Source organism: Algoriphagus sp. Y33 (genome assembly GCF_014838715.1).
In the GTDB taxonomy this organism is placed as follows: Bacteria; Bacteroidota; Bacteroidia; order Cytophagales; family Cyclobacteriaceae; genus Algoriphagus.
Map to the genome: position 1 here is coordinate 4742379 of NZ_CP061947.1, position 24606 is coordinate 4766984.

The following is a 24606-nucleotide window of genomic DNA, read 5'->3' on the forward strand; positions in this document are numbered from 1 at the left end:
TTGTTTTTCAATGGTCATAACTTGTCCCGTTACGAAGGTAACGGAATGCCCGCCTGTACGGACAGGGAATCTCGCAGGCACTACAATCATCCCAGTGTGTAACGTCTGGGTCATGTCCGATTTCGTAAAGGATAAGTGATTTTTCAAGGTAATAAAGGGGAGTTCAAGCCAATCAATCTGTTGCAAGAGGAACAACGCGGAATAATTCGTCCTGGTGCTCTTCCACCAAGGTCTCAAATCGCTCTACAGTGTCTTTAAGACTCAACGTAGACTTTCCTCCCGAGGCATTTTTATGTCCACCACCATCAAAATACTCTGCCGCAAATTTATTGATGGCTACTTCACTGGATGATCTGAAAGAAATTTTGACACCGTCTTCACGTTCCGAAAATAAGGCAGCCAGCTTTATCCCGTCCAAAGATAATGCATAATTGACCAAACCTTCTGTATCGCCTGTACGACTTTGATATTTTTTAAGATCTTTTTTGCTGATCGCAAAATAGGCCATATGAAGATTTTCATGTACTACCAGCCGGCGGCTGATCGCAAAACCGATAAATTTCAGTCTATTGACCGAATTGGAATCATAGATCCAATTGGCGATTTGTGAAATATCGGCTCCCAAATCTACCAATTCCGCCACTACGAGATGTACATTCTTGGTGGTATTGGGATGTCTAAACCCTCCCGTGTCAGTCATAATCCCGGCATAGAGGCATTCAGCGATGTCTTTATCCAAAAGCTTCTCATCCCCCAACTGCACGATCATTTCATAGACCAGTTCGCAGGTAGCGGCGGCTTCAGTGCTCCAGATACGGAAATCAGCAAAATCCTCAGGATCCTGATGATGATCAATATTGACGGTATATGCTTCCGACTTGCGGATCATTTCGCCTAATTCGTTTACCCTTTTTAAAACAGAGAAGTCCAAACAAAAAATAACATCCGCTTCATTTAATTTCTTGGTGGCAAGATCAGTGTGCTTGGGATTACTGAAATCCAGCACTGCGTCATTGCCTTTCATCCAGTCCAGAAATGAAGGATAATCCGACGGGGTCACCACCGTCACCTCATGCCCCTTCTTGAGCAGGTAGTTAGCCAACCCCAATGAAGAACCCAATGCATCGGCATCGGGTTTGACGTGAGTAGTGATAAATATTTTTTTGGGTGAGGCTATCTCTCTCTTAAACGAGGCTAAAGCTTCAATTTTATACATTTAGCTGCTTTTTGGCTCTGTAGTACGCAAAGGTCAGGAAATTTTCGACAATTCCCAATTATCCCAGCTCACTGATAATGAATAAACTACACGGAAAATGCTAAAGTTTTTATGGTGAATGCTGCGAAAAAGTCTATTTTTGCGCCCGAATTAAACCAATGAAAAACATAAAACATGGCAACTAACAGAACATTCACTATGATCAAACCTGATGCTTTCGCAGATGGAAACTCAGGAGCAATTTTGAAAATGATCGAAGAAGCAGGCTTCAAAATCGTGGCCATGAAGGCAACCCGATTGACAAAAGAGATCGCAGGCAAATTCTACGAAGTTCACTCAGAAAGACCATTCTACGCTGATCTTTGCGCATATATGTCTTCCGGACCTATCATCGCAGCTATCCTGGAGAAAGAAAATGCAGTGGAAGATTTCAGAAAATTGATAGGTGCTACCAACCCGGCTGATGCAGGTGAGGGAACTATCCGTAAGATCTTCGCCAAGTCTATAGAAGCTAATGCCGTACACGGTTCTGACTCTGACGAAAATGCCGCTATCGAAGGATCTTTCTACTTCTCCCAGATCGAAAGAGTAGGTTAATTCTAATCGAAAAAAATAAATTTTGAAAGCATTCCGTTTTGGGATGCTTTTTTTATTTGAAGACAAAATAACCGCAGAGCACAGAGGTTTACGCGGAGGACACAGTTAGCAATAAATACACTCCGTCATTGTGGGGAACAGCCTGTCCCGATGTACCGTAAAAGCAATCTCTGTGTTATCCCGATTCTGTTATCCTGCTTCTCCAGAAGCCGGATCTACTTTACACTCTCATCCCCTGAGGGAAGCCCGCCTTAATCAAGGTTTTGATAGGGCAGTCGGGAGAACCAAATAAAATTTTCCTCTAATTAGACCACTTACGTAGAAGCAAAATTCATCCAATATCTAGATACTTAATCCAGTGATAAGTCGATTTTAAAGCCTATTGACACCCTTTTCTCCTTTCCAGCTTACTTTCTTATACTTATTTATAATAAGTATTTCTTTATGTTTTTGCTTTTAATTACGTATTTATACTTATATTTGAGTTCTAAAATACGTAGCCATGAAAAAAGTTATTGTCATAGGAAATGGAATGGTGGGGTACAAGTTTTGCGAAAAACTGGCCGCCCACCCACTTCGCGATCAATTTAAAGTTGTAGTATTCGGGGAAGAGTCCAGGCCGGCTTATGATCGTGTCCACCTAAGCGAATACTTCTCACTGGATTCGGCGGATAAGCTGCTTTTAGCGCCCCGTAACTGGTATGCTGAGAATAACATCACGCTACGTACAGGAGAAATGATCACTTCTATTGAGGTGGAAACCAAGCGTGTCTTTACACATAAGCACGACTATTTCGAATATGACTATCTAGTTCTGGCTACCGGCTCTTCCTGCTTTGTCCCGAATATCAAAGGAGTGGACAAGCCCGGTGTATTCATATACAGAACCATAGAAGATCTCGATGCAATCAAGGATTATGCGCAAAAACTCAAGCTTGAAGGAAAATTCAAAGCATCTGTACTTGGAGGAGGTCTTCTTGGTCTGGAAGCGGCAAATGCGGCCAAAGAACTCGGACTTCAAACCGATGTAATCGAATTTGCCCCGCGTCTGATGCCGCGTCAATTGGACAAAGCCGCCAGTGACATGCTTCAGAACAAGATAGAGAGCCTTGGCATGAACATTCACCTGGGCAAAAACTCCAAAGAAATCACAGGGGAAGAAGGTGTCGAAAAAATAGAATTTACAGACGAAACTTCCCTCCAAACCGACATGCTGATTATTTCCGCAGGTATACGTCCCAGAGACGAATTGGCGGTGAAATGTGGCCTGAAAACAGGTGAAAGGGGCGGAGTATATGTGAATAATAAAATGGAAACTTCCGATCCGGCCATTTATGCCATCGGAGAAGTAGCACTTTATAATAATGGGATCTACGGACTGGTAGCTCCGGGATATGAGATGGCGGGAGTGGCTGTAGATCAAATTACGGGAGGCGAAAAGCTGATGAGCCCTTCCATCGATATGTCCACGCAACTCAAATTGGTGGGCACGGAAGTAGCTTCCTTCGGCGATCCTTTCATCGAAAATGAAGAAATCACCGCAATCGTCTATGAAAACAAGCAGCGCGGAGTCTACAAGAGAATCAACATCGCCAAAGACGGTTCTAAGTTACTCGGCGGAATCATGGTCGGTGACTCCTCGGATTACAATACACTTTTCCAGTTGTACATCAATGCGATGAAACTTCCCGAGAATCCTGAAGACCTGATCTTGGGTTCCAGAGGGGGCGAAAACAAAAGCGCATTGGGCTCAGTGCTCGACTTGCCTGACACCGCGCAGATCTGTTCTTGCGAGGCAGTGAGTAAAGGGACGATCTGTGACTCGATCACCAGCGGTATCTGCTGTACTTTTTCAGATGTAGTAAAGCAAACAAAAGCTTCCGGCTCCTGTGGTGGATGTAAGCCCATGGTGACGGACCTGGTTACGGCTACGCTGAAATCCATGGGACAGGAAGTGAAAGAAACGATCTGTGAGCACTTCGAATATAGCCGCCAGGAAATGTACGATTTGGTAAAGCTTCACAACATTATGGATTTTGACGAAGCGCTGGACCGACATGGCAAAGGCCATGGTTGCGAAACTTGCAAGCCGGTGTTGGCTTCTATTTTCGCCAGTATCTACATGGAAACCGCCAATCGTCAGGCTCCAATACAGGATTCGAATGACCGCTTTCTTGCAAATATCCAGAGAAACGGTACTTACTCTGTAGTTCCAAGGGTGCCGGGAGGGGAAATCACACCGGAGAAGCTAATGGTACTCGGACAAGTGGCAAAGAAATACGATCTGTACACCAAAATCACCGGAGGTCAGCGAATTGACCTCTTCGGTGCCCAGCTTCATGAGCTACCGATGATCTGGAAAGAGCTCATCGATGCAGGATTTGAGAGCGGACACGCCTACGGCAAATCACTTAGAACAGTAAAAAGCTGTGTAGGATCTACCTGGTGCCGGTTCGGTTTGCATGACAGCGTGAGCTTTGCCATCAGAATCGAAGAGCGCTACAAAGGGTTACGTTCTCCCCACAAACTAAAAGGCGGTGTCTCCGGCTGTATCCGCGAATGTGCTGAAGCCCGTGGAAAGGATTTTGGGGTCATCGCAGTAGAAGGGGGCTGGAATCTCTTCGTCTGTGGTAATGGAGGAGCTACGCCGAAGCACGCTATTCTTCTTGCCGAAAAACTAGACGACGAAACCTGCATCAAATATCTCGACAGATTCTTGGTCTACTACATCAGAACAGCCGCTCCGTTGCAGCGTACTGCGCCATGGCTGGAAAAGCTGGAAGGCGGAATAGAGTACTTGAAAAAAGTAGTCGTGGAAGATAGTCTGGGAATAGCCGAAGAATTGGAAGTAGAAATGGAAGAACTGGTACAGCGCTATGCCTGTGAATGGAAGGAAGCCATCGAAGATCCACAAATGATGAAAAGATTCAAGCCCTTTGTCAACTCCGACGAGCCAGACGACAACTTGGTCTTTGTGCCAATGAGAGAACAAAAGATGCCTAGACCTTGGTAATCCAATACGTATAAGATCATGGAAGAACTATTAAAAAACTATCAATCCGTAGCAGAGCAGCACGCCATCAACTGGATCAAAGTAGGTCAGACAGATGACTTTCCCGAGAATGCCGGAGCCTGCGTGAAATACAATGCCAGGCAAATTGCCGTTTTCCATTTCACCAGAACCAACTCTTGGTATGCCTGCCAGAACCTGTGTCCACATAAGATGGAAATGGTGCTTTCCCGTGGCATGACAGGTGATGCGAAAGGGATCCCAAAAGTGGCCTGTCCGCTTCATAAGAAGACCTTTTCACTGGAAGATGGCAGCAATTTGAATGGAGAAGAGTATAGTATTGCAACCTATCCGGTCAGGATTCAGGAGGGAAATGTATATATTGGATTCGCAGATTAATCCAATTTTACAAATGAACAGACTCCAGAAAGCAATCTCGTTGATCGATCAGGTCAACGGGGAAGACCCCACCAAAGAAGAAATATCAGGAAAAGAGATTGCAAAAGAACTGTTGTACTCTATGCGTATGACAGACAAACTCAACCAATTTGCCCCCGAATCACCGGAAGCTATGCAGCTCGCCGTCAGGGCACAGCATATCGGAAGATGGAAGATACCGAGATCAGACTATCCAATGGATAGAGTCGGGTATCTCCGGTGGAGGGAGGAACTGAAAAAGATGCATGCCGATATGGCCGGAGAGATTCTCCAAGAGGCGGGGTACGATGAGGAGACGATAGAAAAGACAAAATTCCTGATCAGAAAGAAGCAGCTGAAAACTGATCCGGACACCCAAACCATGGAAGATGTGATTTGTCTGGTTTTCCTGGAATATTATTTCGAAGAATTCGCCGCCAAACATGAGTCCGCCAAAATCATCGATATCCTTCAAAAAACCTGGGCTAAAATGTCAGAGAAAGGACACCGGGCCGCTTTACAGTTACCATTTTCACCTTCAAGCCTTCAATTAGTCAAAGAAGCCATCACCTAATCAAATGACCGGTACACCGCGATCGCTGGATCAAGATACTTTTAATCGTCTCCGAAGACTTTATATTATTGCGTTGGGAGCCATTGCCATCTCCTTGATCGCAAGCCAGATTCTCATCAGAAAACACCTGAATGATCAGGAAAACGACAGCCGTCTAGTCAATGTAGCCGGCCGGCAGCGAATGCTGAGTCAGAAACTGAACAAGGAAGTGCTCTTGCTGCCACACAGTCACTCTCCCGAAACTTCACACGTGCTGACAGACTCGATACAAAGCACCTTGAGCCGCTGGAAAAATGCCCATCAACTTTTACAACTGGGCGATGAAGAGCAGGATTTCATCGTAGACAACAGTCCGGAAATCAAGCAAATGTTTGAGAAAATCAATCCGGAATTCGAGAAAGTAGTCACTGCTGCACAAAATTTTCTTTTTCTCAAATCAGACAATGTTCAGGATTCAATAGCCATTGCGGAGCAATTACGGATTATTGAAACCAATGCAAATAATTTTCTGATCAAAATGGATGGGATCGTAAATCAATACGATCACGAAGCCAAGGATAAAGTGTCCAACCTACAGCGGGTGGAGTTGCTCATCACACTTTTCACACTGCTGGTTCTGGTGGGTGAGTTTCTGATTATCTTTTGGCCTTCGGCCAAAGCCATGAAAGCCAGTATCCACGAATTGTTGGCTGCAGAAAAAAAAGCTATCCAAATGGCCAAGAATGCGGATATTCTCAGTCAATCTAAAGAAAAATCGGTCAGGGAGCTACAAGCCCTTAGCAAAGCCATGGATCAGATCCTTCTTTTTGCCCGAATCACACCCGAAGGATACATCACCCACATAGGTGAGCGCTTCAGCAGACTTTATAAGACACAGAAATTCAACGTCAATGCCAAGATATCGGATCTGCTCTCCCCTTTGGAAAATGAACGGCTCACTATAGACCGCATCGTTGCCGAAAATAAAAAAGCAGGCTGGGAAGGCGAATTAAAAACCACCTCCCAAACCGGCGAAGACATCTGGCTGGATGTGTCCATGATTCCATTTAATTCTTCTGAGGACAAGTCTGAATTGATTTTGATTTGTCTGGATATCACCAAGCGCAAGGAGTTTATGCATCAGGTGGAGCAGCTGACCAAGGAGAGTTTTGAGGAAAAAATGCATCAGCAGAAGGTGATTTCGAGACAAATCATCGAGAATCAGGAAAATGAGCAAAACCGGATAGCAAAGGACATCCATGACGGAATCGGTCAAATGCTCACCGGATTGAAATACCTGCTGGAAAGCGTGGACTCTTCTGACCCCGAGAAAGCCGAGGTGAAGATCATCAAACTCAAAGAACTTACTTCTAATATTATCAAAGGGGTAAGAACAGCAACGTTCAATCTCACCCCTCCGGAATTGAAAGACTATGGGATTGTGCCGGCGCTTACGGAACTGACACAGGAACTCTCCAAGCTTACAGGGAAGAAGATTGTTCTTTTCAATAAATCAGAATTCTCCCAGCGACTGGATTCTCTGGTAGAGATCAACCTCTACCGTATCACACAGGAAGCAATCAACAATGCGATTAAATACGCAGATTCCTCCCACATCATCGTCACGGTCTCGCACAGTCAGAATATTCTCAGCATCATTGTGGATGACAACGGAAGGGGATTTGATCAATCAAAGCTAAAATCCAAACCTGATGAGGAAGGCGGAATGGGGCTTACCTTTATGAAAGAAAGGGTGAAATACATCAATGGCCGGTTATTCATCAATTCTTCTCCTAATGAAGGCACCAAGGTCACTCTCAACGTACCTTTAGCTTAGATTTTCTAGATTTTTATACGTAAATTCTCTTTCTTTACTACGTATTTACCTAAGCACATATGAACCCAATCAAAATAGTTTTAGCAGATGATCACGAACTTGTACGGGACGGAATCAAGTCTTTGCTGGAAAGTGAAAAGGAATTCCAAGTAATTGATGAAGCATCGGACGGCATAGAAGCACTGGAAGTAATCGCACTACAGAACCCGGATTTACTGATTGTGGATATCCGCATGCCGCGAATGAACGGACTGGAAGTGGTGAAGGAGATGAGCAAACGCTTCCCTCACGTCAAGAAACTTGTCCTTTCCATGCACGACTCGGAGGAGTACGTAGTAGAGGCTATTCAGGCAGGAGCTGATGGATACTTGCTCAAAGGATCTTCTAAAAGTGAGTTTTTGAAGGCCTTACACACGATTTCTGTCGGCGGTAAGTTTTTTGCCGGAGATGTATCCGCCTATATCATTAATAACTTCGTCAACGGAAAAGCCAAAACCCCTTCCAGATCTGATGCAATTCCGGAGGAATTGGCAAACCTGACCAATAGGGAAAAACAGATTCTTGAATTGATTCTAGAAGGGAAAGGGAATAATGAAATCGCTGATACACTGGAAATCAGTAAAAGAACGGCAGAGGTACACCGGTTTAATTTGATGAAAAAGATGAATGTCAAGAATCTTGTGGAGCTGACTACAAAATCCAGAGAATTAAACCTGATCTAAGTAGGACAATCAATTTTATACGTAGTTATAAATCCATTTGGAGCCACTCCAAGTGGATTTTTTATTTTTTATCTAAAAAAAATACGTATCATGTATTGAAATTACGTATTAATACGTAATTTTAAGCAAGATAAAATAAGTATTATGAAATCGAGTATTGGGATAACGCAAAGCACTGCGTGGATTATGCCCCGTACGAGATTCCATAGCCTGCCCCGACTAATCAGGCTGACCATATAAAATAAATTACAAACACATGAAACCACTACTTACACACAAGGCAACACGATTGAACCTCCTGGATTTTAAAGCTGTCCCAATCCGCACCTTTTGGATCACTTCTATCGCATTCTTTATTTGTTTTTTCGCATGGTTCGGTATCGTTCCCTTCATGCCGGATGTGGTCAAAGACCTGGGCCTTACTCCGGCGCAAAAGTGGAACGCAACAGTTCTTGCCGTAGCGGGAACAATTTTTGCCAGATTATTGATCGGTAAACTATGCGATAAGTATGGACCGAGACTGTGCTATACTTGGCTTTTGATCTTAGGATCCATCCCCGTAATAGCAAGCGGTCTGGTTCAGACACCGATGCAGTTTTACATTTGCCGCCTATTGACCGGATTTATCGGGGCATCCTTTGTGATCACTCAGGTACATACCTCCCTTATGTTTGCTTCCAATGTAGTGGGCACTGCCAATGCAACTTCAGCAGGCTGGGGAAATCTAGGTGGTGGAGCAAACAGACTTGGAATGCCTATCATTGCTGCGATAGTCATAGGGCTGGGGGTAGCGGAGGCTGATGCGTGGAGGTATGCTATGGTAATTGCCGGCATAGTCTGCTTTGCCATGGGATTGGTCTATTACTTTTTTACAAAGGATACTCCTGAGGGCAACTTCAAAGAATTAGAAGCAAGAGGAATAAAAATCCCCAGCACCAAGAAGGACAAAGTCGGTTTTGGGGAGGCAGTGAAAGACTACCGTGTTTGGTTACTTTTTATTGTTTACGCCGCCTGCTTTGGGATTGAGCTGACTGTGTATGGCACCATGGATGACTATCTTCAAAATACCTTTCAGCTAGAGCGGATCACTGCCGGAAATATTGTGCTTTCGTTTGCCCTAATGAATATTTTCGCCAGAACACTGGGAGGATTTTTCGGTGACAAATTCGGAAAAACAAAAGGACTGAAAGGAAGAGTTTGGTTTTTGGCAGCCATCTTAATTGCCGAGGGTCTGACACTAAGCCTGTTTTCTCTAGCCACGAGCTTGGCAGTAGGTTTTGTGCTTTTGGTTGCCTTCAGCCTCACCGTGCAGATGGCAGAGGGAGCGACATTCTCTGTAGTCCCTTTTGTAAATAGAAAGGCAATTGGCTCCATTTCGGGAATTGTGGGTGCCGGCGGGAATTTCGGAGCTTTTTTGGCAGCACTGTTCCTAAGTTCCAAATCAGCGATAGCAGAGAAAACCGCACTTATCGCAAGTGAAGGCTTGGGGTCTGAAGCTGCTACAGCAGCCCAATCAGCCGCCGCGGCAGGAGCCGTGTCAACCGGCTATTTGGTCATTGGCGGCTTAATCGTCGTATCCGGCATGGTCGCCCTAGCCATCCGATTCAGCACCGAAGATGAGAAAGTAGCAGAAGTGGAATTAAACAAGCTGCAGCCTGAATTAATGAGAATAGATAATTAACTTGTAGTAATAGTACCCAAAATAGCTCTTCCATGATTGACCGTCTGTCATTCGGATGAGCTATTTTGTTCTTAATCAATTTCCAATTGTAATTTCTGATAGTGATCCCGGATAAAAAAGTCAAAACCACCTGTTCCTACTGCGGCGTCGGCTGCGGCATAGTCGCCGGTGTGGATTCTCAAAACAAAGTACAAGTAGAAGGCGATAAAGACCACCCTGTCAACCAAGGCATGCTTTGCTCAAAAGGTATGAACCTTCACTACGTAGTCAACGATACTTCTGACAGAATTCTGTATCCTGAAATGCGCTGGAGTCGGTCCCATCCCCGGGAACGGGTAAGCTGGGATGAAGGATTGGACAGGGCTGCGGGGGTTTTCAAATCCCTGATCCAGAAATATGGCCCCAAAAGTGTAGGGTTCTATATTTCGGGACAATGCCTGACGGAAGAATATTACATTGCAAATAAGCTTACAAAGGGCTTTCTCGGCACCAACAACATCGATACCAACAGCCGCCTGTGCATGAGTTCAGCTGTAGTGGCATATAAAAAAACCTTCGGAGAAGATTCAGTTCCCATCTCTTATGAAGATATCGAGCTTGCGGATGCCTTTTTGATTGCCGGCGCAAACCCTGCATGGTGTCACCCTATTCTCTTTCGCAGACTGGAAAAGCACAAGGAAAAGAATCCAAATGTAAAGATTATCGTAGTCGATCCACGTAAAACAGACTCTGCCTCGTTCGCAGATATACACCTGCAAATCATCCCCGGATCAGATATTATTCTCTACAATGCCATTGGCAGAAGAATCATCGATATCGGCCTGGCCGACAAAGAATTTATAGAAAAACACACCGAGAACTACCTAAAATACCGCAAACAGGTTATGGCAACTTCTCTGAAAGAGGCGGCTAAACTCTGTGGTATTCCTATAGCCGAGATCAAAAGAGTAGCCGAGATCATCGGCGAATCCAAAGGATTTATCAGCATGTGGGCAATGGGGCTGAACCAAAGCGCAATAGGCACAGATAAGAACTTTTCACTCCTAAACCTGTCCTTAGTAACCGGCAGAATAGGCAAGCCAGGCAATGGTCCTTTCTCTCTCACGGGCCAGCCAAATGCGATGGGCGGAAGAGAAGTCGGCGGAATGGCAAATTTGTTGGCCGTTCACAAAGAGCTGAACAATCCTGTGCACAGGCAAGAGGTGGCAAATTTTTGGGGAGTAAATGAGATTTCCCCAGACCCGGGATACTCTGCCACCGAGATGTTTGATGCACTCGAAAGTGGAGAGATGAAGGCTGTTTGGATCATTTGTACCAATCCGATGGTAAGCTTGCCCAACTCTAAGAAAATTGAGAAAGCACTTCAAAACGCCAAATTTGTCATCGTGCAGGATATCTCGCACAAAGCCGACACGGTGGAATATGCCGATTTGGTGCTTCCCGCAGCCGGATGGCTGGAGAAGGAAGGAACCATGACCAATTCCGAGCGTAGGATTTCCTATCTCAACAAAGGAATCAATCCTCCCGGCGAAGCAAGGCCTGACGTGGAGATTCTCTGTGATTTTGCCAGAAGAATGGGCTTCCGTGGCTTCAATTACAACAATTCTGAGGAAATCTACGAAGAGTATTGTGCGATGACTAAGGGCACAAACATCGATATTTCTTTCCTTAATTACGATAGACTGAAAAGCGAGGGTTCCTTTCAATGGCCTGTTCCGGAGTACAGACATGGAGGAACTCCCAGGCTTTTTGCCAACAAAAAATTCTATACGCCAAGTCAAAAAGCGGTGTTCAATATTCCAGCACAGATCACCAACACCTCCGAAAAAACCAGCAAGGAATATCCGTTGGTTCTTACCACAGGACGTGTGAGGGATCAATGGCACACGATGACTAAGACAGGGAAAGTATCCCGACTCCGTACGCACTATCCAAGTCCCGTTCTTGAAATCAATCCCATCGATGCCTATCTGGATAAGGTAAAAGATGGTGATGTGGTGGAAGTAAAGAGCAAAAACGGTGTAGTTCGGGTCAAGGCGAAGCTTTCTACAAGTATTCGTGAAGGCGTTGTGTTTCTTCCCATGCATTGGGGCAAGCAACTGCAAAGTGATCTAAATAGGGCAAACAACCTGACAAAAACTGTAGTGGATCCCCAATCCAAAGAACCCGACTTCAAATTCACTACCGTCTCAGTTTCCAAATACCAAAAAGCACCTGAAAAAATCGTGGTCGTAGGAGCCGGAGCAGCAGCGTTTCGCTTTATCCAAAACTACCGCGAGCACAATGAATCCGACCAAATCCATGTATTCTCCAAAGAGCCGCACCCTTTTTATAACAGGGTTCTTCTACCGGAATATGTCACAGAAGAATTGACTTGGGAGCAGTTGCAGAAGATTAAAGAACATGAGCTCAAAAAGCTTAAAATCACCCTTCATACCGGGCTTTCCATAGAAAAAATTGATCCAGAGAAGCAGCTAGTGGTAGATAACCATGGACAGGAATACCAATTTGACAAACTGATCTTGGCGACGGGAAGCCGGGCTTTTGTCCCGAAAGATGCGCAACTGGATCTTCCGGGCCGCTTTACCATGCGAAGCAAAACCGATGCAGATGGATTTAAGGAATACTTGGAATCCACAAATTTACCGCCTGAAAATCAGCATGTCGTGATCATAGGCGGCGGATTGCTTGGACTTGAGCTTGCCGCAGCCTTGCAGCACAACCTGGTGAAAGTGACGATCATACAGCGGGCCTCCCGACTTATGGAACGACAGCTGGATGAAGTATCGAGTAAGTTGCTTTCTCTCGACGTGCAAGAGCGGGGAATTCACGTCTATTTCGACAATGAAGTAAGTACTGTCTTCGATGATGAAGAACATAAATCACTGTCCATCACCCTAAAAAGTGGAAAAATCATTTATGCCAACGCCGTGGTGTATGCCATCGGGACCCAACCTAATATCAAAATCGCCCGTGACAATGGCATTCTATGTGGCCGGGGCATCAAGGTAAACCAGCATTTACAGACGAATTACCAGAATATTTTTGCCATAGGGGAGATCGCAGAATTTCAAAATCAGCTTTTCGGGATCACCTCAGCTGCTGAGGAGCAGGCCATGGTCTTGGCCAATTACATTGCAGGTGATGTGAGTAGTATTTACAGTGGCTCCGTACTGATGAACATCTTGAAATTTAAAGACTTGGAGCTTTGCAGTATAGGAGATATTCTAATCCCCGAAAATGACGACTCGTACGAGGAAATCATTTTTACGGATATGAGCCGTCGTTACTATAAGAAATGTATTGTGAAGGATGACCTGCTTATTGGGGCAGTATTGATGGGAGACAAAAATGAATTCGCTGAATTCAAATCCCTGATTGAAAACAAAATAGAGCTTTCCGAAAAAAGAAAATCCCTGCTGATGGGCTCCTCGGACACCCGTCCGGTCGTCGGAAAATTAGTCTGTAGCTGTAGTCGTGTAGGAGAAGGGAATATCACCGAAGCCATTGCAGGCGGATGTTCGGATTTTACTGCGCTTTGTCAGCAAACGGGTGCAGGATTGGGATGCGGAAGCTGCAAAACGGAGGTTAGAGAAATTCTTCACCAATCAAAAGTCCCGGCGTGAAATCGAGCATGTTACAGACAAGTGCGAGATTCCATGGGGCCTTTAAGAAAAAATTATAAAGATGAAACAGACGTATTCAAGAGTAGTGGTCAAGGGCGGGGTGCTATCTCCGGCCGAACTTAAGCAGATTTTGGAATTGGCTGAGAGCGCAGGCTTGGATACTATTTCTTTGGGTTCACGTCAAGACATCCTGTTTATCAAAGAGGATGATACACTTCAAATAGATGCTCAAGATAAATTTCAGCTAGTATCTCCTGAGGAAATAGGAGCAGAAAACATCGTTTCCTCTTACGTATGTTCGGATATTTTTCCAAGTACGCCCTGGCTCACCGGTGACCGATACCTGTATATACTGGAGCAGTTCAGAGTTCAGCCAAATCTGAAAATAAATATTACTGATCCCAAGCAGCGTTTGGTTCCACTTTTCACAGGTCATCTTAACTTCATTGCTTCTGCCCATGAAGACTATTGGTATTTGTACGTGCGCCTGCCCCATTGGGAAAATACGATGATGTATCCCGCACTGATTTACAGTTGGGATATGGCGAAGATAGCTTCGGCCATCGAGGATATACTGCGGGAAGAACCCGAGACAGTGGAATTTCTTTTTGAGCTTGTCAATGATGCAGTGGACTCCAATAACAGGACTGTGGACAATCCGCTGGAAGTGCCATTTTATCCTTTCCCATATTATGAAGGAATCAATCGCGTAGGCGACGACCGTTATTGGCTGGGCTTGTATTGGAGAAACAACAAATACTATATAGACTTTCTGAAAGTACTTTGTGATCTCTGTGCAGACAGTAAAATCGGAAAAATCTCGATCACCCCCTGGAAATCCATTATTATCAAAGGAATTCCCGAGAACTCAAAGATTGAATGGGAACGGCTTCTAGGCCGATACGGGATCAACGTGCGCCACTCCATGCTTGAACTAAACTGGCATCTTCCTGTTAGCAACAAATCAGCGCTTAAGCTCAAAGAGTATCTGGTGGACAACTTTGACAAAAGAGACATCAGTACCTATGGGTTGACTTTTGGAATCACAGATTACACCAGAAAAGCATATTATTTTACTTCTATTATTATAGAAAAAAACCTGCCTCACTTAGGCTTGGAGGGAATTAAAATCCGCAATACGTATAATCTGCTTTATGCCAAAAACTTCGACCCTAACACACAACAATACATAGTCTATGTACAGGAGGTGGACAAGGTCGAATTGCCCGGTCTTTTGATTGAGCTAAGCAAGTTATATTTCGAGCAACTTGGAAAAAAACAGGAAGAATCCAAAAAACTATCCAAGCCAAAAGAAACCATAAAAACAGAAGCTTATCAGTGCTCCGATTGCCTGACTGTTTATGATCCGCGGTATGGAGATCTCAGCCAAGCAATTGCTCCTCTAACCCCTTTTGAGGACTTGCCGGAGGACTATCGTTGCTCGCTGTGTGAAGCTCCTAAGTCGAAATTTTTAAAGAAAATTTTTGAGAAACAGATAGAATAATTAGTGGGCAGAAAGTATCAGGATTGGAACCTGGTCTTACTGATCAGTCAGAGGAACGCCCTTTAAATAGAGGACTACAAACCGGGATCGGGTACGCAGTGATCAGTCTCAGCTTTCAGAATTTACATTAACTAAAGTACATGCATAAAATACTTAGAAATACCGTGTCTGCCTCACGAACGGCTTTATTTACAATTCCTGCTGTAGTTGAGCATACAACACGTAGACGGTTTGCGATCGCAGTCATGAAGCGTCAAAAAAAGGGAAATAAGTAAATAATAAGATTAAAAAAAATACTTATTTTTTTACGTATTTATTTACATATAATTAAGTATTTATACTTATATTCGTTTGAGTTTAACTTTACCACACTCGAACTATGAAAAGAATTTTTACGCTCGTTTTACTTTCGTTATGTCTTAGCAGCCAACTGAAAGCACAAGAATTTACATTAGATGCAGATATCCGTCCACGATTTGAATATCGTCACGGATTTGGAAGTCTATTTGCTGACAATGCCGAGGCGGCAGCATTTGTCACCCAACGCTCTAGGCTTAATTTGGGTTTTAAAGATGAAAAGCTAAGTCTTTATTTCAGCGTTCAGGATGTAAGCACCTGGGGAGACACCCAGCAGCTTAGCGCACTGGACGACAACAAGTCCTTTTCTTTATTCCAGGCATGGATCCGCTATGCATTCACCGAAAATTGGGCAATGAAGCTTGGAAGGCAGACGATCTCTTACGATGACCAGCGAATACTGGGAGAAGTGGATTGGGCGATGCAGGGAAGGTTTCATGATGCGGCTATGATTCAATATTCCAAAAACAAATTCAAGTTGGACTTGGCATTTGCATACAATCAGGAGACACAGAACACATTCGGTACTGACTACACGATTACAGGTGCATTTTCTTATAAGACCATGCAAATGGCACATTTGACGAAGGTTTGGGACAAAGCTTCGGTTAGCTTTCTCTTGATGAACAACGGTTTCCAAAAATATACCGGCGATCCTGTGCCGCTCACGGATGGTGTTTATAACCGACAAACCACCGGCACCTACTTCACCTTTCCGATCTCAGCACTCACTATCGCAGGATCCGCCTACTTGCAAACAGGAAAGGCTAATGCTTCCACCGATCTTAGTGCCTACCAGTATATGGTGGAAGCGAAATACAATCCCGGAAAGGTGACATTAATTGCCGGCTTTGAGTCTTTGAGCGGAACTGATCAAGGCGGTGAAGAAAAGAACAAATCCTTCTTTCCCCTGTATGGAACAAATCATAAATTCAATGGATACATGGACTATTTCTACGTGGGAAATCATGCAAATAACGTCGGGCTGAATGATGTGTATGGGAAAATTGCCTTAACCCTTGGCGAAAAATCCATGCTCGGGTTAAATACACATTTATTCTTTGCCAACGCTGAAATGGCAAATGATCTAAGCCAAAAGCTGGGCACAGAAGTGGACCTTGTTTTCTCTAAAAGCATCGCCAACTACATCAAAATGAATGTGGGTTATTCTCAGCTGTTTGCCACCGAAAGTATGAGTTCGGTGAAAGGAGGAACATCCTCAGACAATACTAATAACTGGGGATGGGTCCAGCTGATTGTAAATCCTAGATTACTTACTTACAATTTTAAACAGAATTAATTCCCATCCTCAAATCTCTCCTTCGCTCCATCCAAAAACTCAGTGAATGCCTGAATATCGGTATCGTATGCTTTGGGAGGAGCGAGAAGATTTTCATTATGATCCAAGATCACATAGTAAGGCTGGGCATTGTTTTGGAATCGTGTGATCTGGAAATCTGCATTTTGTTTTCCAAGCGTTTTTTTGACTTTGGAGTCGTATTCCGAAGTGTACCATTCACTTTCCGGAAGCTCCAATCGCTCATCGACATACAGGGCTACCATCACGAAGTCCTCCTTCAGTCTTTTCAACACCTGTGGATCCACCCAGACGTTCTCTTCCATTTTTCGGCAATTCACACAGCCATGCCCGGTAAAATCAATGAAAAGCGGCTTATTAGCCTTTTTGGCAGCCCTCATTGCTTGTTTGTAATCAAAATACCCTTGGATCCCGTGGGGAATTTCCAATGGGATCTCTGCATATTTCACAGGTTCATCCAAGATATTCTCCCCCACTTCTGTCATACTAAGACCGCCAGTCAGCCTAAATTGCTGTGTAGACATAGGCGGAAGAAAACCGCTTAGGTATTTCAGCGGAGCACCAAAAAGCCCCGGAATCATGTAGACCACAAACATGAACGTGACTAAGGCCAAAAGCAATCTAGGCACACCTATGCTATCGGATGGAGAATCGTGCGGAAGACGGATTTTCCCAAGAAGATAAAGCCCAAGTACACTGAAAATCACAATCCAGATAATCAAGAAAATATCACGGTCTAAGATTCCCCAGTGATAAACCAAATCCGCCATGGACAAGAATTTGAATGCCAGCGCAAGCTCTAGGAAACCCAAAACCACTTTCACAGAGTTCAGCCATCCACCGGATTTCGGCAGGCGATTCATCCATTCCGGAAAAATGGCAAACAGGGTAAATGGAATAGCAAACGCCAGGGAAAAGGCAAACATCCCCAAGATAGGTTTCACTAACTCTCCGCCTGCAGAAGAAATCAAAATAGATCCAACGATAGGCCCGGTACAGGAAAAAGACACCAAAACCAGTGTAAAAGCCATAAAGAAAATCCCCATCATACCACCCTTATCGGCCTTTTCGTCCACTTTATTGACCAATCCTGAAGGCAGTGTAATCTCAAACATCCCCAGAAAAGCGAGTGCGAAGAAAATAAATATTCCAAAGAAAAAGAGATTTGGAAGCCAGTGTGTTGCCAGCCAGTTAGCAAATTCAGGCCCCTGGATAGCTGCTACCGCCGTGCCTGCTATGGTATATATTGCAATGATGGAAAAACCATAAATGATAGCATTTCTTATTCCGGTCGCTTTGTTTGTAGCCCGCCCGGTGAAGAAACTCACGGTCATAGGAATCATCGGGAAAACGCATGGAGTCAGCAACGCCGCCAATCCCGCCAAGAAAGCCAACACCATGAACCCCATAAGAGACTCCTTCTCCTGATCCGGAATAATCTCAATTGATGAAGTTGTTGCGGATTCTCCAACTTCCCTAGACGGATTATCGTCATTGCGAGCCGAGGCACGAGGTGTGGCAATCTCTTTATCGTATACAGATTGCTTCGTCGTCGTTCCTCCTTCTCGCAATGACGGGTCGGCCCCTATTTCCGCTTTACTTGATGATTCAAATTCAGTGAAAGGTTCTGTTGTTTTACTCTCACTTGCTGTAAACCTAAGGTCTATTTCCTCCTCATAATTGACACATTGACCGGTCAAGTCAGAGCACATCTGGTATTTTACTAAGCCTGTAATTCTTCCCTGAGCTGTATTTGGGATAAAGGTTTGTTCGAATCTCCCTTGCTTAACAAAATACTTGACCTCGCCTTCCCAGATATCCTCATACTTCTTTTTGGAAGCAATGGCCGCAAATTCACCTTTCAGCCGGTAATCTTCCGATTGCTCCAGTTCCAAAGTAGTCAAAATAGGCCCAAGATCCGGATCAAAATCATTGGCATAGATGTACCACCCTGCCGGGATCTGGGCTTCGAAAATAACTTTAGCTTCTTCACCTACTTTGAGATTTTCCCGGTCTATAGAAGTTGTCCATTTGGGAGGAGCTATAATTTGTGCCTGTGCGTAGAAACTGAAGAAAAGCAGTGCCAGAAGTAGAAATTGTCCTGATTTTCTGAAGAAATTTGTCATGAAGGTTTGATTGCTGGGCGGCTTACTAAGTGTACCAATTGTTTACTTGTCTGTGAGCTTTTTGAAGTGACGAAAGAAAGCCGCAATGGTTTCTATTCCAATAAAGTAATTTTTCACGCCATAATGCTCATTGGGCGAATGTAAGGCATCAGTATCCAATCCAAAACCGAATAAAATCGGGTCAGAACCCAATTCTTTCTGAAACAATGCTACAATAGGAATAGATCCGCCTTCACGCGTAGGAATTGGTCTTTTGCCAAAAGTCTCCTCCATTGCAGCTTCAGCGGCTCTGTACCCAACAGAGGAGTCAGAAACTACGGCTGGCGCTCCGCCATGATGTGCACGGACTTTCACCTTTACGGATTCCGGAGCGATAGACTTGAAGTAATTTTCAAACAATTCTGAGATCTCATGCCAGTCCTGATCCGGAACAAGTCTCATGGAAATTTTTGCATGGGCTTTGGAAGGCAAAACAGTCTTCGCTCCTTCTCCTATATATCCGCCCCAGATGCCGTTCACATCAAGCGTTGGACGAATACCAACCCGTTCGATGGTTGTGTAGCCTTTTTCTCCATGCACCGCAGCTATATCCAGTTTATCTTGGTATTCATTGAGATCAAATGGAGCTTCGTTCAGTCGCTCTCTTTGCGCTGCGGTAAGCTCCTGCACTTTGTCATAGAATCCAGGAATAGTAATGTGATCGTTCTCATCTTTCATGGATGCGATCATGTCACAAAGCACATTGATCGGATTGGCTACAGCTCCACCGTAGGTGCCTGAGTGCAGATCCCGGTTAGAACCTGTGACCTCCACTTCCATATAAGCCATGCCGCGAAGACCAACCGTAATGGAAGGATCTTGCATAGAAATCATATGGGTATCAGAAATCAGAATGACATCAGCCTTGAGTTTCTCTTTGTTTTCGATGAGAAACTTATCCAGGTTGTCAGAACCGACTTCCTCTTCCCCTTCGATCATGAATTTGACGTTACAAGGCAAATCTCCTGAAGCCATCATTGCTTCAAAAGCCTTCACATACATGTAGAATTGTCCTTTGTCATCTGCAGATCCGCGAGCGAAAATAGCTCCTTCAGGATGGATTTTAGTCTTTTTGATCACCGGTTCAAAGGGTGGTGAATCCCACAGTTCATAAGGATCGGCAGGCTGCACATCATAATGCCCATACACCAAAACTGTTTTTAAAATAGGGTCGACGATTTTCTCTCCATAAACAATCGGATAGCCTTTGGTCTGGCAGATTTCCACTACATCGGCACCTGCTTTTTCCAAACTTTCTTTTACAAAATTGGCTGCTGCAAAGACATCATCTTTGAATTTCGGATCAGCACTTACCGATGGAATTCTGAGCAAATCCAATAATTCATTGAGAAAGCGATCTTTGTTATCGCGGATAAAATCATTAACAGCCATATATCTGGGGATTATTTGGTAAAGAGTCCAAAATTATCCTTTTCAGTATGAAATGCCTATTTTGAGGAAGGTTAATTAGAACCCAAAGGCATGAAATAACTGCTTAAATGCATCATTTATTAGCAATTCTATGCCGTAGCGCACAAATCCCACAGCCATTTCTGCCATGGCGGGTAGAAAACAGCCTAATTTACCTGTAACTATATCCCTTCACGCTAAAAAAAGTTATAGGCTATTCGTAACCTAATACAAAATCAGGATAAAAATCAAAGACTAAGTATCAAGCCTAGTCTTTGAGTGTTTTGGTGATCAAGAAACTGCTTTCACGTTCACTTCAACATTGCCTCGGGTAGCCTTAGAATAAGGGCAAACTTCATGCGCTGCATCCACGAGTTTTTGAGCTTCTTCCAATGAAGAAGCATGTGGGATTTTCACAAAAATATCCACAGCCAAACCGAAATTACCCGGGCCATAGTTTCCCAGATGTACTTTGGTGGTAATCTCCGAGTCGCGTAGGCTGGTTTTGCCTGCCACGGCTCCCAACGCTCCTCCGAAACAAGCTGCATATCCAGCTGCAAAAAGTTGCTCAGGATTGGTCTTTCCTCCTTCTCCCCCTATTTCATGCGGCATGGCAACATCAAAATCCAGCAGACCGTCATCTGTTTTCACATGACCTTTTCTTCCTCCTGTATTTATTGCTGTCGCTGTATAGTCGATTTTTAGCTTTTCCATTCTAGTTAGATTTTTTAAGTGTTTCAATACCTGCTAACAAATTTGAAAGAGAATGGTTTAATTCAGGCAAGTGTAATTCGGAGGTTTCAACAAACTTATCATTTAAAGAGTCTAGGACATCTTTTACTTTTGATTGAAGGGATTTGCCGGGGTAGGTCAACTCCACATGGACAGTTCTTTCGTCGGCTTCTCCTCTTTGTCTTTTTACATAATTCATAGCTTCGAGTTTTTTCAACAGGGGAGTCAGCGTACCGGAATCAAGATAAAGTCTCTTCCCTATTTCATTCACTTTCAGCCCATCTTCTTCCCACAACACAAAAAGGACAAGAAACTGCGGATAAGTCAAATTCAGCTCTTTCAAAGAAAGCTGGATAAGCTGGATCAATAATCTGGAACTTGAATAGAGATTCTGGGAAAGTTGGTGGATTTGCAACATAAGACCGCTTTTAAGATTTTATACAATTTAACTGTATAAACTTAGCTATACCCCCATAGTAATCAATAATATCTGCCGATCAGCGGATGATCTACGATTTCTTTCTTCAATTTATCGGCATCAATGGTGCCTGGAACCCGGTAGGCAATTTCTCCTCCGGGCTCTATGAGCAAAGTAATCGGCAGACTTCCATCCCATTCCTTTCCTACTACTTCGATTACCTTATACTTGTCTTCAGTATCCATAATATAGTTTGGAAGAGCAGAGGACTTTCCCTTTAGAAATTTCAGTGCTTTGTCTGATTGACCCGGGCTATCCATGCTGATGGAGACAAACTGAAAATCCCGCTCCCCATACATGCGCTGAATGGTTACAAATTCCGGATATTCTATAATACATGGCCCACACCAGGTAGCCCAGAAATTGACTAAAAGCAATTCGTCAGTATCGTTTTTCAGAAGATCAGCCAAACCGTCAGGCGTTAGCTTTTCAATTGTCACCTCTTTCTCTTTCCACTCCTTATTGGTTTTGATGGTGTACTCATTTTTCCAAGCCCACTTCATTGAGCATCCGAAAGCCGGGGTTTGTGCTTCAGCCTCGGGAAGACTCTTTCCTTCCAACGTCATATCAATTGCTTTTCTCAGATCTTCAGCATTGGCAGAGCCCGGCTTTTCAGAAGCATCTATTCTTCCCGAATAGCTGAGTTTTCTCTCTTTATCAAATACAAATACATGCGGCGTGGCTGTAGGACCATATGCCAATGAGAATTCATGTGTGTCTCCATCGTAGAGGTAAGGAAAATTGTAAGACTTATCATCAGCCCGGATTTTCATCTCCTCAAATGTGTCACTGAGATCAGTATAGCCTAATTCTTCCGGAAGAATTCCTATGGGACTATTGGAGGAAATCGCTACAAAAGCCACTTTTTTCTCCCTATAATCATTTACTACATCGATAAATCTATCCTCATAAGCTTGGGCGGTAGGACAGTGATTGCAGGTAAAGTTGATGACAAGGACATCTGCATCGGAATAATCCTCCAGCTTATGATAGCTACCATCTATTCCCGGCAGATTGAAAGGAGGGGCCGCATCACCAATTGCTAACTTCCTCACGGGCTTTTCCTCCACCAAGACAGGATTGGCAACAAAAACTGCATTGGGAGCTTTTTCAGCTCCTTCCTCTATATTATCCTTGGGAGCACTTGTACACTGGATCAGTAAAAAAGCCGCTCCCACGAGAGCCTCAAATAAGAAGATAAATTTCAATTTAGAATTCATAGGTTATGGTGTTAGGCTTTGACGGGTTTATTGGCTTGTCAATAAATAGCAAAGCAGGATTCCGAATAGTAAAGCCTGAATTACTCATTGTTCTGTCGTGTGACAAAATAATATGATCTATTTTAAAGCTCGAATAAAATACTGATTTTTCGATGCTTACAAAAATATTCAACCTCCTATTTGACGATTGGTACTTGGTAAGGAAGAGTTAGACAATAAACTCTCTGCAGGATTTTTTACTTTAGATGCCAAGAAGCCTTTTCATATGACTATACAACAACTCGAATACCTTCTTGCCGTCGACAAGTACCGACATTTTGGCCATGCCGCAGAAAGCTGCTTTGTAACTCAGCCCACCTTAAGTGCACAGCTCAGTAAGTTGGAGCGGGACTTGGATGTTGTCCTTTTTGATCGAAGTAAAATGCCGGTGATCCCCACAGAAATGGGGGTGCAGGTCATAGAGCAGGCCAAAAAAGTGGTTTCCGAGAGCAAGGGAGTTTTTGAGTTGGTAGCCCACCTGAAAGGAGACATATCAGGTGTCATCAAACTGGGAATCATCCCCACACTAGCACCTTATCTACTGCATCTATTTATCCGGAATTTTCTGGAGAAATACCCGCATGTGAAGTTGGAAGTGCAGGAAATGGTCACCGAAGAGGTTGTAAAAAAACTAAAAAATGACGAGCTGGACCTAGGAATAGTAGTGACTCCCCTGCATGAAGCGGGTATTGTAGAAAAGCCAATGTTTTATGAGAAGTTTTTAGCCTACCTCTCCAAAGACCACCCTTTGCTTAAAGAGGACGTTTTCCATCCTGAGAAAGTGATCAAAGAAGACTTTTGGGTATTACAGCAAGGTCACTGCTTTCGTGATCAGGTAATCAATCTCTGTGACCAAAGTCTAAGTGGCCCCAAAAATTTTCATTACGAAAGTGGGTCGCTTGAGGGACTAAAGAATATGGTGAATCGATACAAAGGAGTTACTCTCCTGCCTGAGCTTGCGACGATGGAGCTTTCAGACGAAGAAAAAACAAGATTACGGCCGTTTGAGGGAGTTTCACCAACCCGGGAAGTGAGCATTATATTAAACCGAAGTTTTCTCAAACAAAAACTTGTAGAGTTGTTGTACAAAGAAATCACCGCTTCTATTCCTCAGGAGATGACATCCAAGGCCCACGGCAAAGTAGTACGGTTCAAGTAAGCTTATCTCTTGGTGAGAATATAATGATCCGCCAAGTCGCCGGTAATCATATTTCCCTCCATATCGAGCTGCCAAATCCGATTTTCACCCACTTTATACAGGGAGGGAGCTTGGGAGACTTTTTCGAGGGTAATAATAGAACCGGTTTCATCCCAGGTAAATGAACCTGTGTTTTCTTCTTCCAACGCATCATTTCTGCCTAAGTAGTTGGTTACTATTTTATAAGTGAAATCTGAGTTAAGTGTAAGCGTAGTTTCTATTCCCTCACAGCTGGCACAAGGAACAGTACCCTTGTAGGTTCCACTCCAGTCCAACGAGGTGGCAGAATTATCTGAAGTGTACGGTTCAGCTCCCTCTACCGTGGTTTCTATCTGAGTCTCTGTTTTTTCCTGTGAAGTGGAGCAAGAAGTAAGAATTGTCAAAGAAGTAATAAAACCGATTAGAAGTATGTTTTTGATCATGACACTGAAGTTCTTTTCAGCTCAAAAATATCAAGAATCAGACTGATTGCAGCACTTTTGCTAATTTTTAGCCTTTTTTCAAGCAACTCACCAAGTATATTTAT

The 24606-nt window shown here is 43.9% G+C and carries 19 protein-coding genes; 12 read left to right on the forward strand and 7 right to left on the reverse strand.

Annotation, left to right across the window (positions count from 1 at the left end; genetic code table 11):
* Positions 1–172: 172 nt before the first annotated feature.
* Positions 173–1207, reverse strand: coding sequence for a bifunctional oligoribonuclease/PAP phosphatase NrnA (locus tag ID165_RS19235; protein WP_192351671.1), 1035 nt, complete (start codon positions 1205–1207; stop codon positions 173–175).
* Between the two features lie 183 nt (positions 1208–1390).
* On the opposite strand from ID165_RS19235, the gene ID165_RS19240 reads away from it, so the two are divergent.
* The 11 genes from ID165_RS19240 (at position 1391) to ID165_RS19285 (ending at position 16820) form a co-directional block, all read left to right on the forward strand.
* The gene (locus tag ID165_RS19240; RefSeq protein WP_192347049.1) at positions 1391–1813 is read left to right on the forward strand and encodes a nucleoside-diphosphate kinase; all 423 of its coding nucleotides are present in this window, start codon (positions 1391–1393) and stop codon (positions 1811–1813) included.
* Between the two features lie 502 nt (positions 1814–2315).
* The gene (gene nirB / locus ID165_RS19245) at positions 2316–4826 is read left to right on the forward strand and encodes a nitrite reductase large subunit NirB (protein WP_192347050.1); all 2511 of its coding nucleotides are present in this window, start codon (positions 2316–2318) and stop codon (positions 4824–4826) included.
* Positions 4827–4844: 18 nt separating this feature from the next.
* On the forward strand, positions 4845–5222 hold the full coding sequence (nirD, locus tag ID165_RS19250; protein ID WP_192347051.1) for a nitrite reductase small subunit NirD: 378 nt from the start codon (positions 4845–4847) through the stop codon (positions 5220–5222).
* A 13-nt stretch (positions 5223–5235) separates the two neighbouring features.
* Positions 5236–5814 carry a DUF4202 domain-containing protein gene (locus ID165_RS19255; protein WP_225586839.1) on the forward strand — a complete coding sequence of 193 codons (579 nt, stop codon included), beginning with the start codon at positions 5236–5238 and terminating at the stop codon, positions 5812–5814.
* 4 nt (positions 5815–5818) lie between these two features.
* Complete coding sequence (locus tag ID165_RS19260) at positions 5819–7630, forward strand: ATP-binding protein (RefSeq protein ID WP_192347052.1); 1812 nt, start codon at positions 5819–5821, stop codon at positions 7628–7630.
* Between the two features lie 59 nt (positions 7631–7689).
* Positions 7690–8352: a response regulator transcription factor gene (locus ID165_RS19265; RefSeq protein ID WP_192347053.1), complete on the forward strand. Its 663-nt coding sequence runs from the start codon at positions 7690–7692 to the stop codon at positions 8350–8352.
* A 256-nt stretch (positions 8353–8608) separates the two neighbouring features.
* On the forward strand, positions 8609–10033 hold the full coding sequence (locus ID165_RS19270; RefSeq protein ID WP_192347054.1) for an MFS transporter: 1425 nt from the start codon (positions 8609–8611) through the stop codon (positions 10031–10033).
* 95 nt (positions 10034–10128) lie between these two features.
* Entirely contained in the window at positions 10129–13659 is a 3531-nt protein-coding gene (locus ID165_RS19275; protein ID WP_370539764.1) for a molybdopterin-dependent oxidoreductase, read from the forward strand.
* Positions 13660–13720: 61 nt separating this feature from the next.
* Complete coding sequence (locus ID165_RS19280; RefSeq protein WP_192347055.1) at positions 13721–15163, forward strand: rubredoxin; 1443 nt, start codon at positions 13721–13723, stop codon at positions 15161–15163.
* A gap of 140 nt (positions 15164–15303) precedes the next feature.
* Positions 15304–15438, forward strand: coding sequence for a hypothetical protein (locus ID165_RS26960; protein WP_255505061.1), 135 nt, complete (start codon positions 15304–15306; stop codon positions 15436–15438).
* A 104-nt stretch (positions 15439–15542) separates the two neighbouring features.
* On the forward strand, positions 15543–16820 hold the full coding sequence (locus ID165_RS19285) for an alginate export family protein (RefSeq protein ID WP_192347056.1): 1278 nt from the start codon (positions 15543–15545) through the stop codon (positions 16818–16820).
* Here the strand turns inward: ID165_RS19285 and ID165_RS19290 are convergent.
* The 5 genes from ID165_RS19290 to ID165_RS19310 form a co-directional block, all read right to left on the reverse strand.
* The gene (locus ID165_RS19290; RefSeq protein ID WP_192347057.1) at positions 16817–18964 is read right to left on the reverse strand and encodes a protein-disulfide reductase DsbD; all 2148 of its coding nucleotides are present in this window, start codon (positions 18962–18964) and stop codon (positions 16817–16819) included. The two genes, ID165_RS19285 and ID165_RS19290, sit on opposite strands and share 4 nt — an antisense overlap.
* 42 nt (positions 18965–19006) lie before the next feature.
* Positions 19007–20395: a dipeptidase gene (locus ID165_RS19295; protein WP_192347058.1), complete on the reverse strand. Its 1389-nt coding sequence runs from the start codon at positions 20393–20395 to the stop codon at positions 19007–19009.
* A 309-nt stretch (positions 20396–20704) separates the two neighbouring features.
* A complete protein-coding gene (locus ID165_RS19300; RefSeq protein WP_192347059.1) occupies positions 20705–21127 on the reverse strand; it encodes an organic hydroperoxide resistance protein in 423 nt (140 codons plus the stop codon).
* Position 21128: 1 nt separating this feature from the next.
* On the reverse strand, positions 21129–21563 hold the full coding sequence (locus ID165_RS19305; protein ID WP_192347060.1) for a MarR family winged helix-turn-helix transcriptional regulator: 435 nt from the start codon (positions 21561–21563) through the stop codon (positions 21129–21131).
* 62 nt (positions 21564–21625) lie between these two features.
* The gene (locus tag ID165_RS19310; RefSeq protein WP_192347061.1) at positions 21626–22843 is read right to left on the reverse strand and encodes a redoxin domain-containing protein; all 1218 of its coding nucleotides are present in this window, start codon (positions 22841–22843) and stop codon (positions 21626–21628) included.
* A 265-nt stretch (positions 22844–23108) separates the two neighbouring features.
* Between ID165_RS19310 and ID165_RS19315 the strand changes: the two genes are divergently transcribed.
* Complete coding sequence (locus ID165_RS19315; protein WP_192347062.1) at positions 23109–24041, forward strand: hydrogen peroxide-inducible genes activator; 933 nt, start codon at positions 23109–23111, stop codon at positions 24039–24041.
* 2 nt (positions 24042–24043) lie between these two features.
* Here the strand turns inward: ID165_RS19315 and ID165_RS19320 are convergent, their stop codons facing one another.
* Entirely contained in the window at positions 24044–24502 is a 459-nt protein-coding gene (locus tag ID165_RS19320) for a copper resistance protein NlpE (protein WP_192347063.1), read from the reverse strand.
* Positions 24503–24606 lie beyond the last annotated feature (104 nt).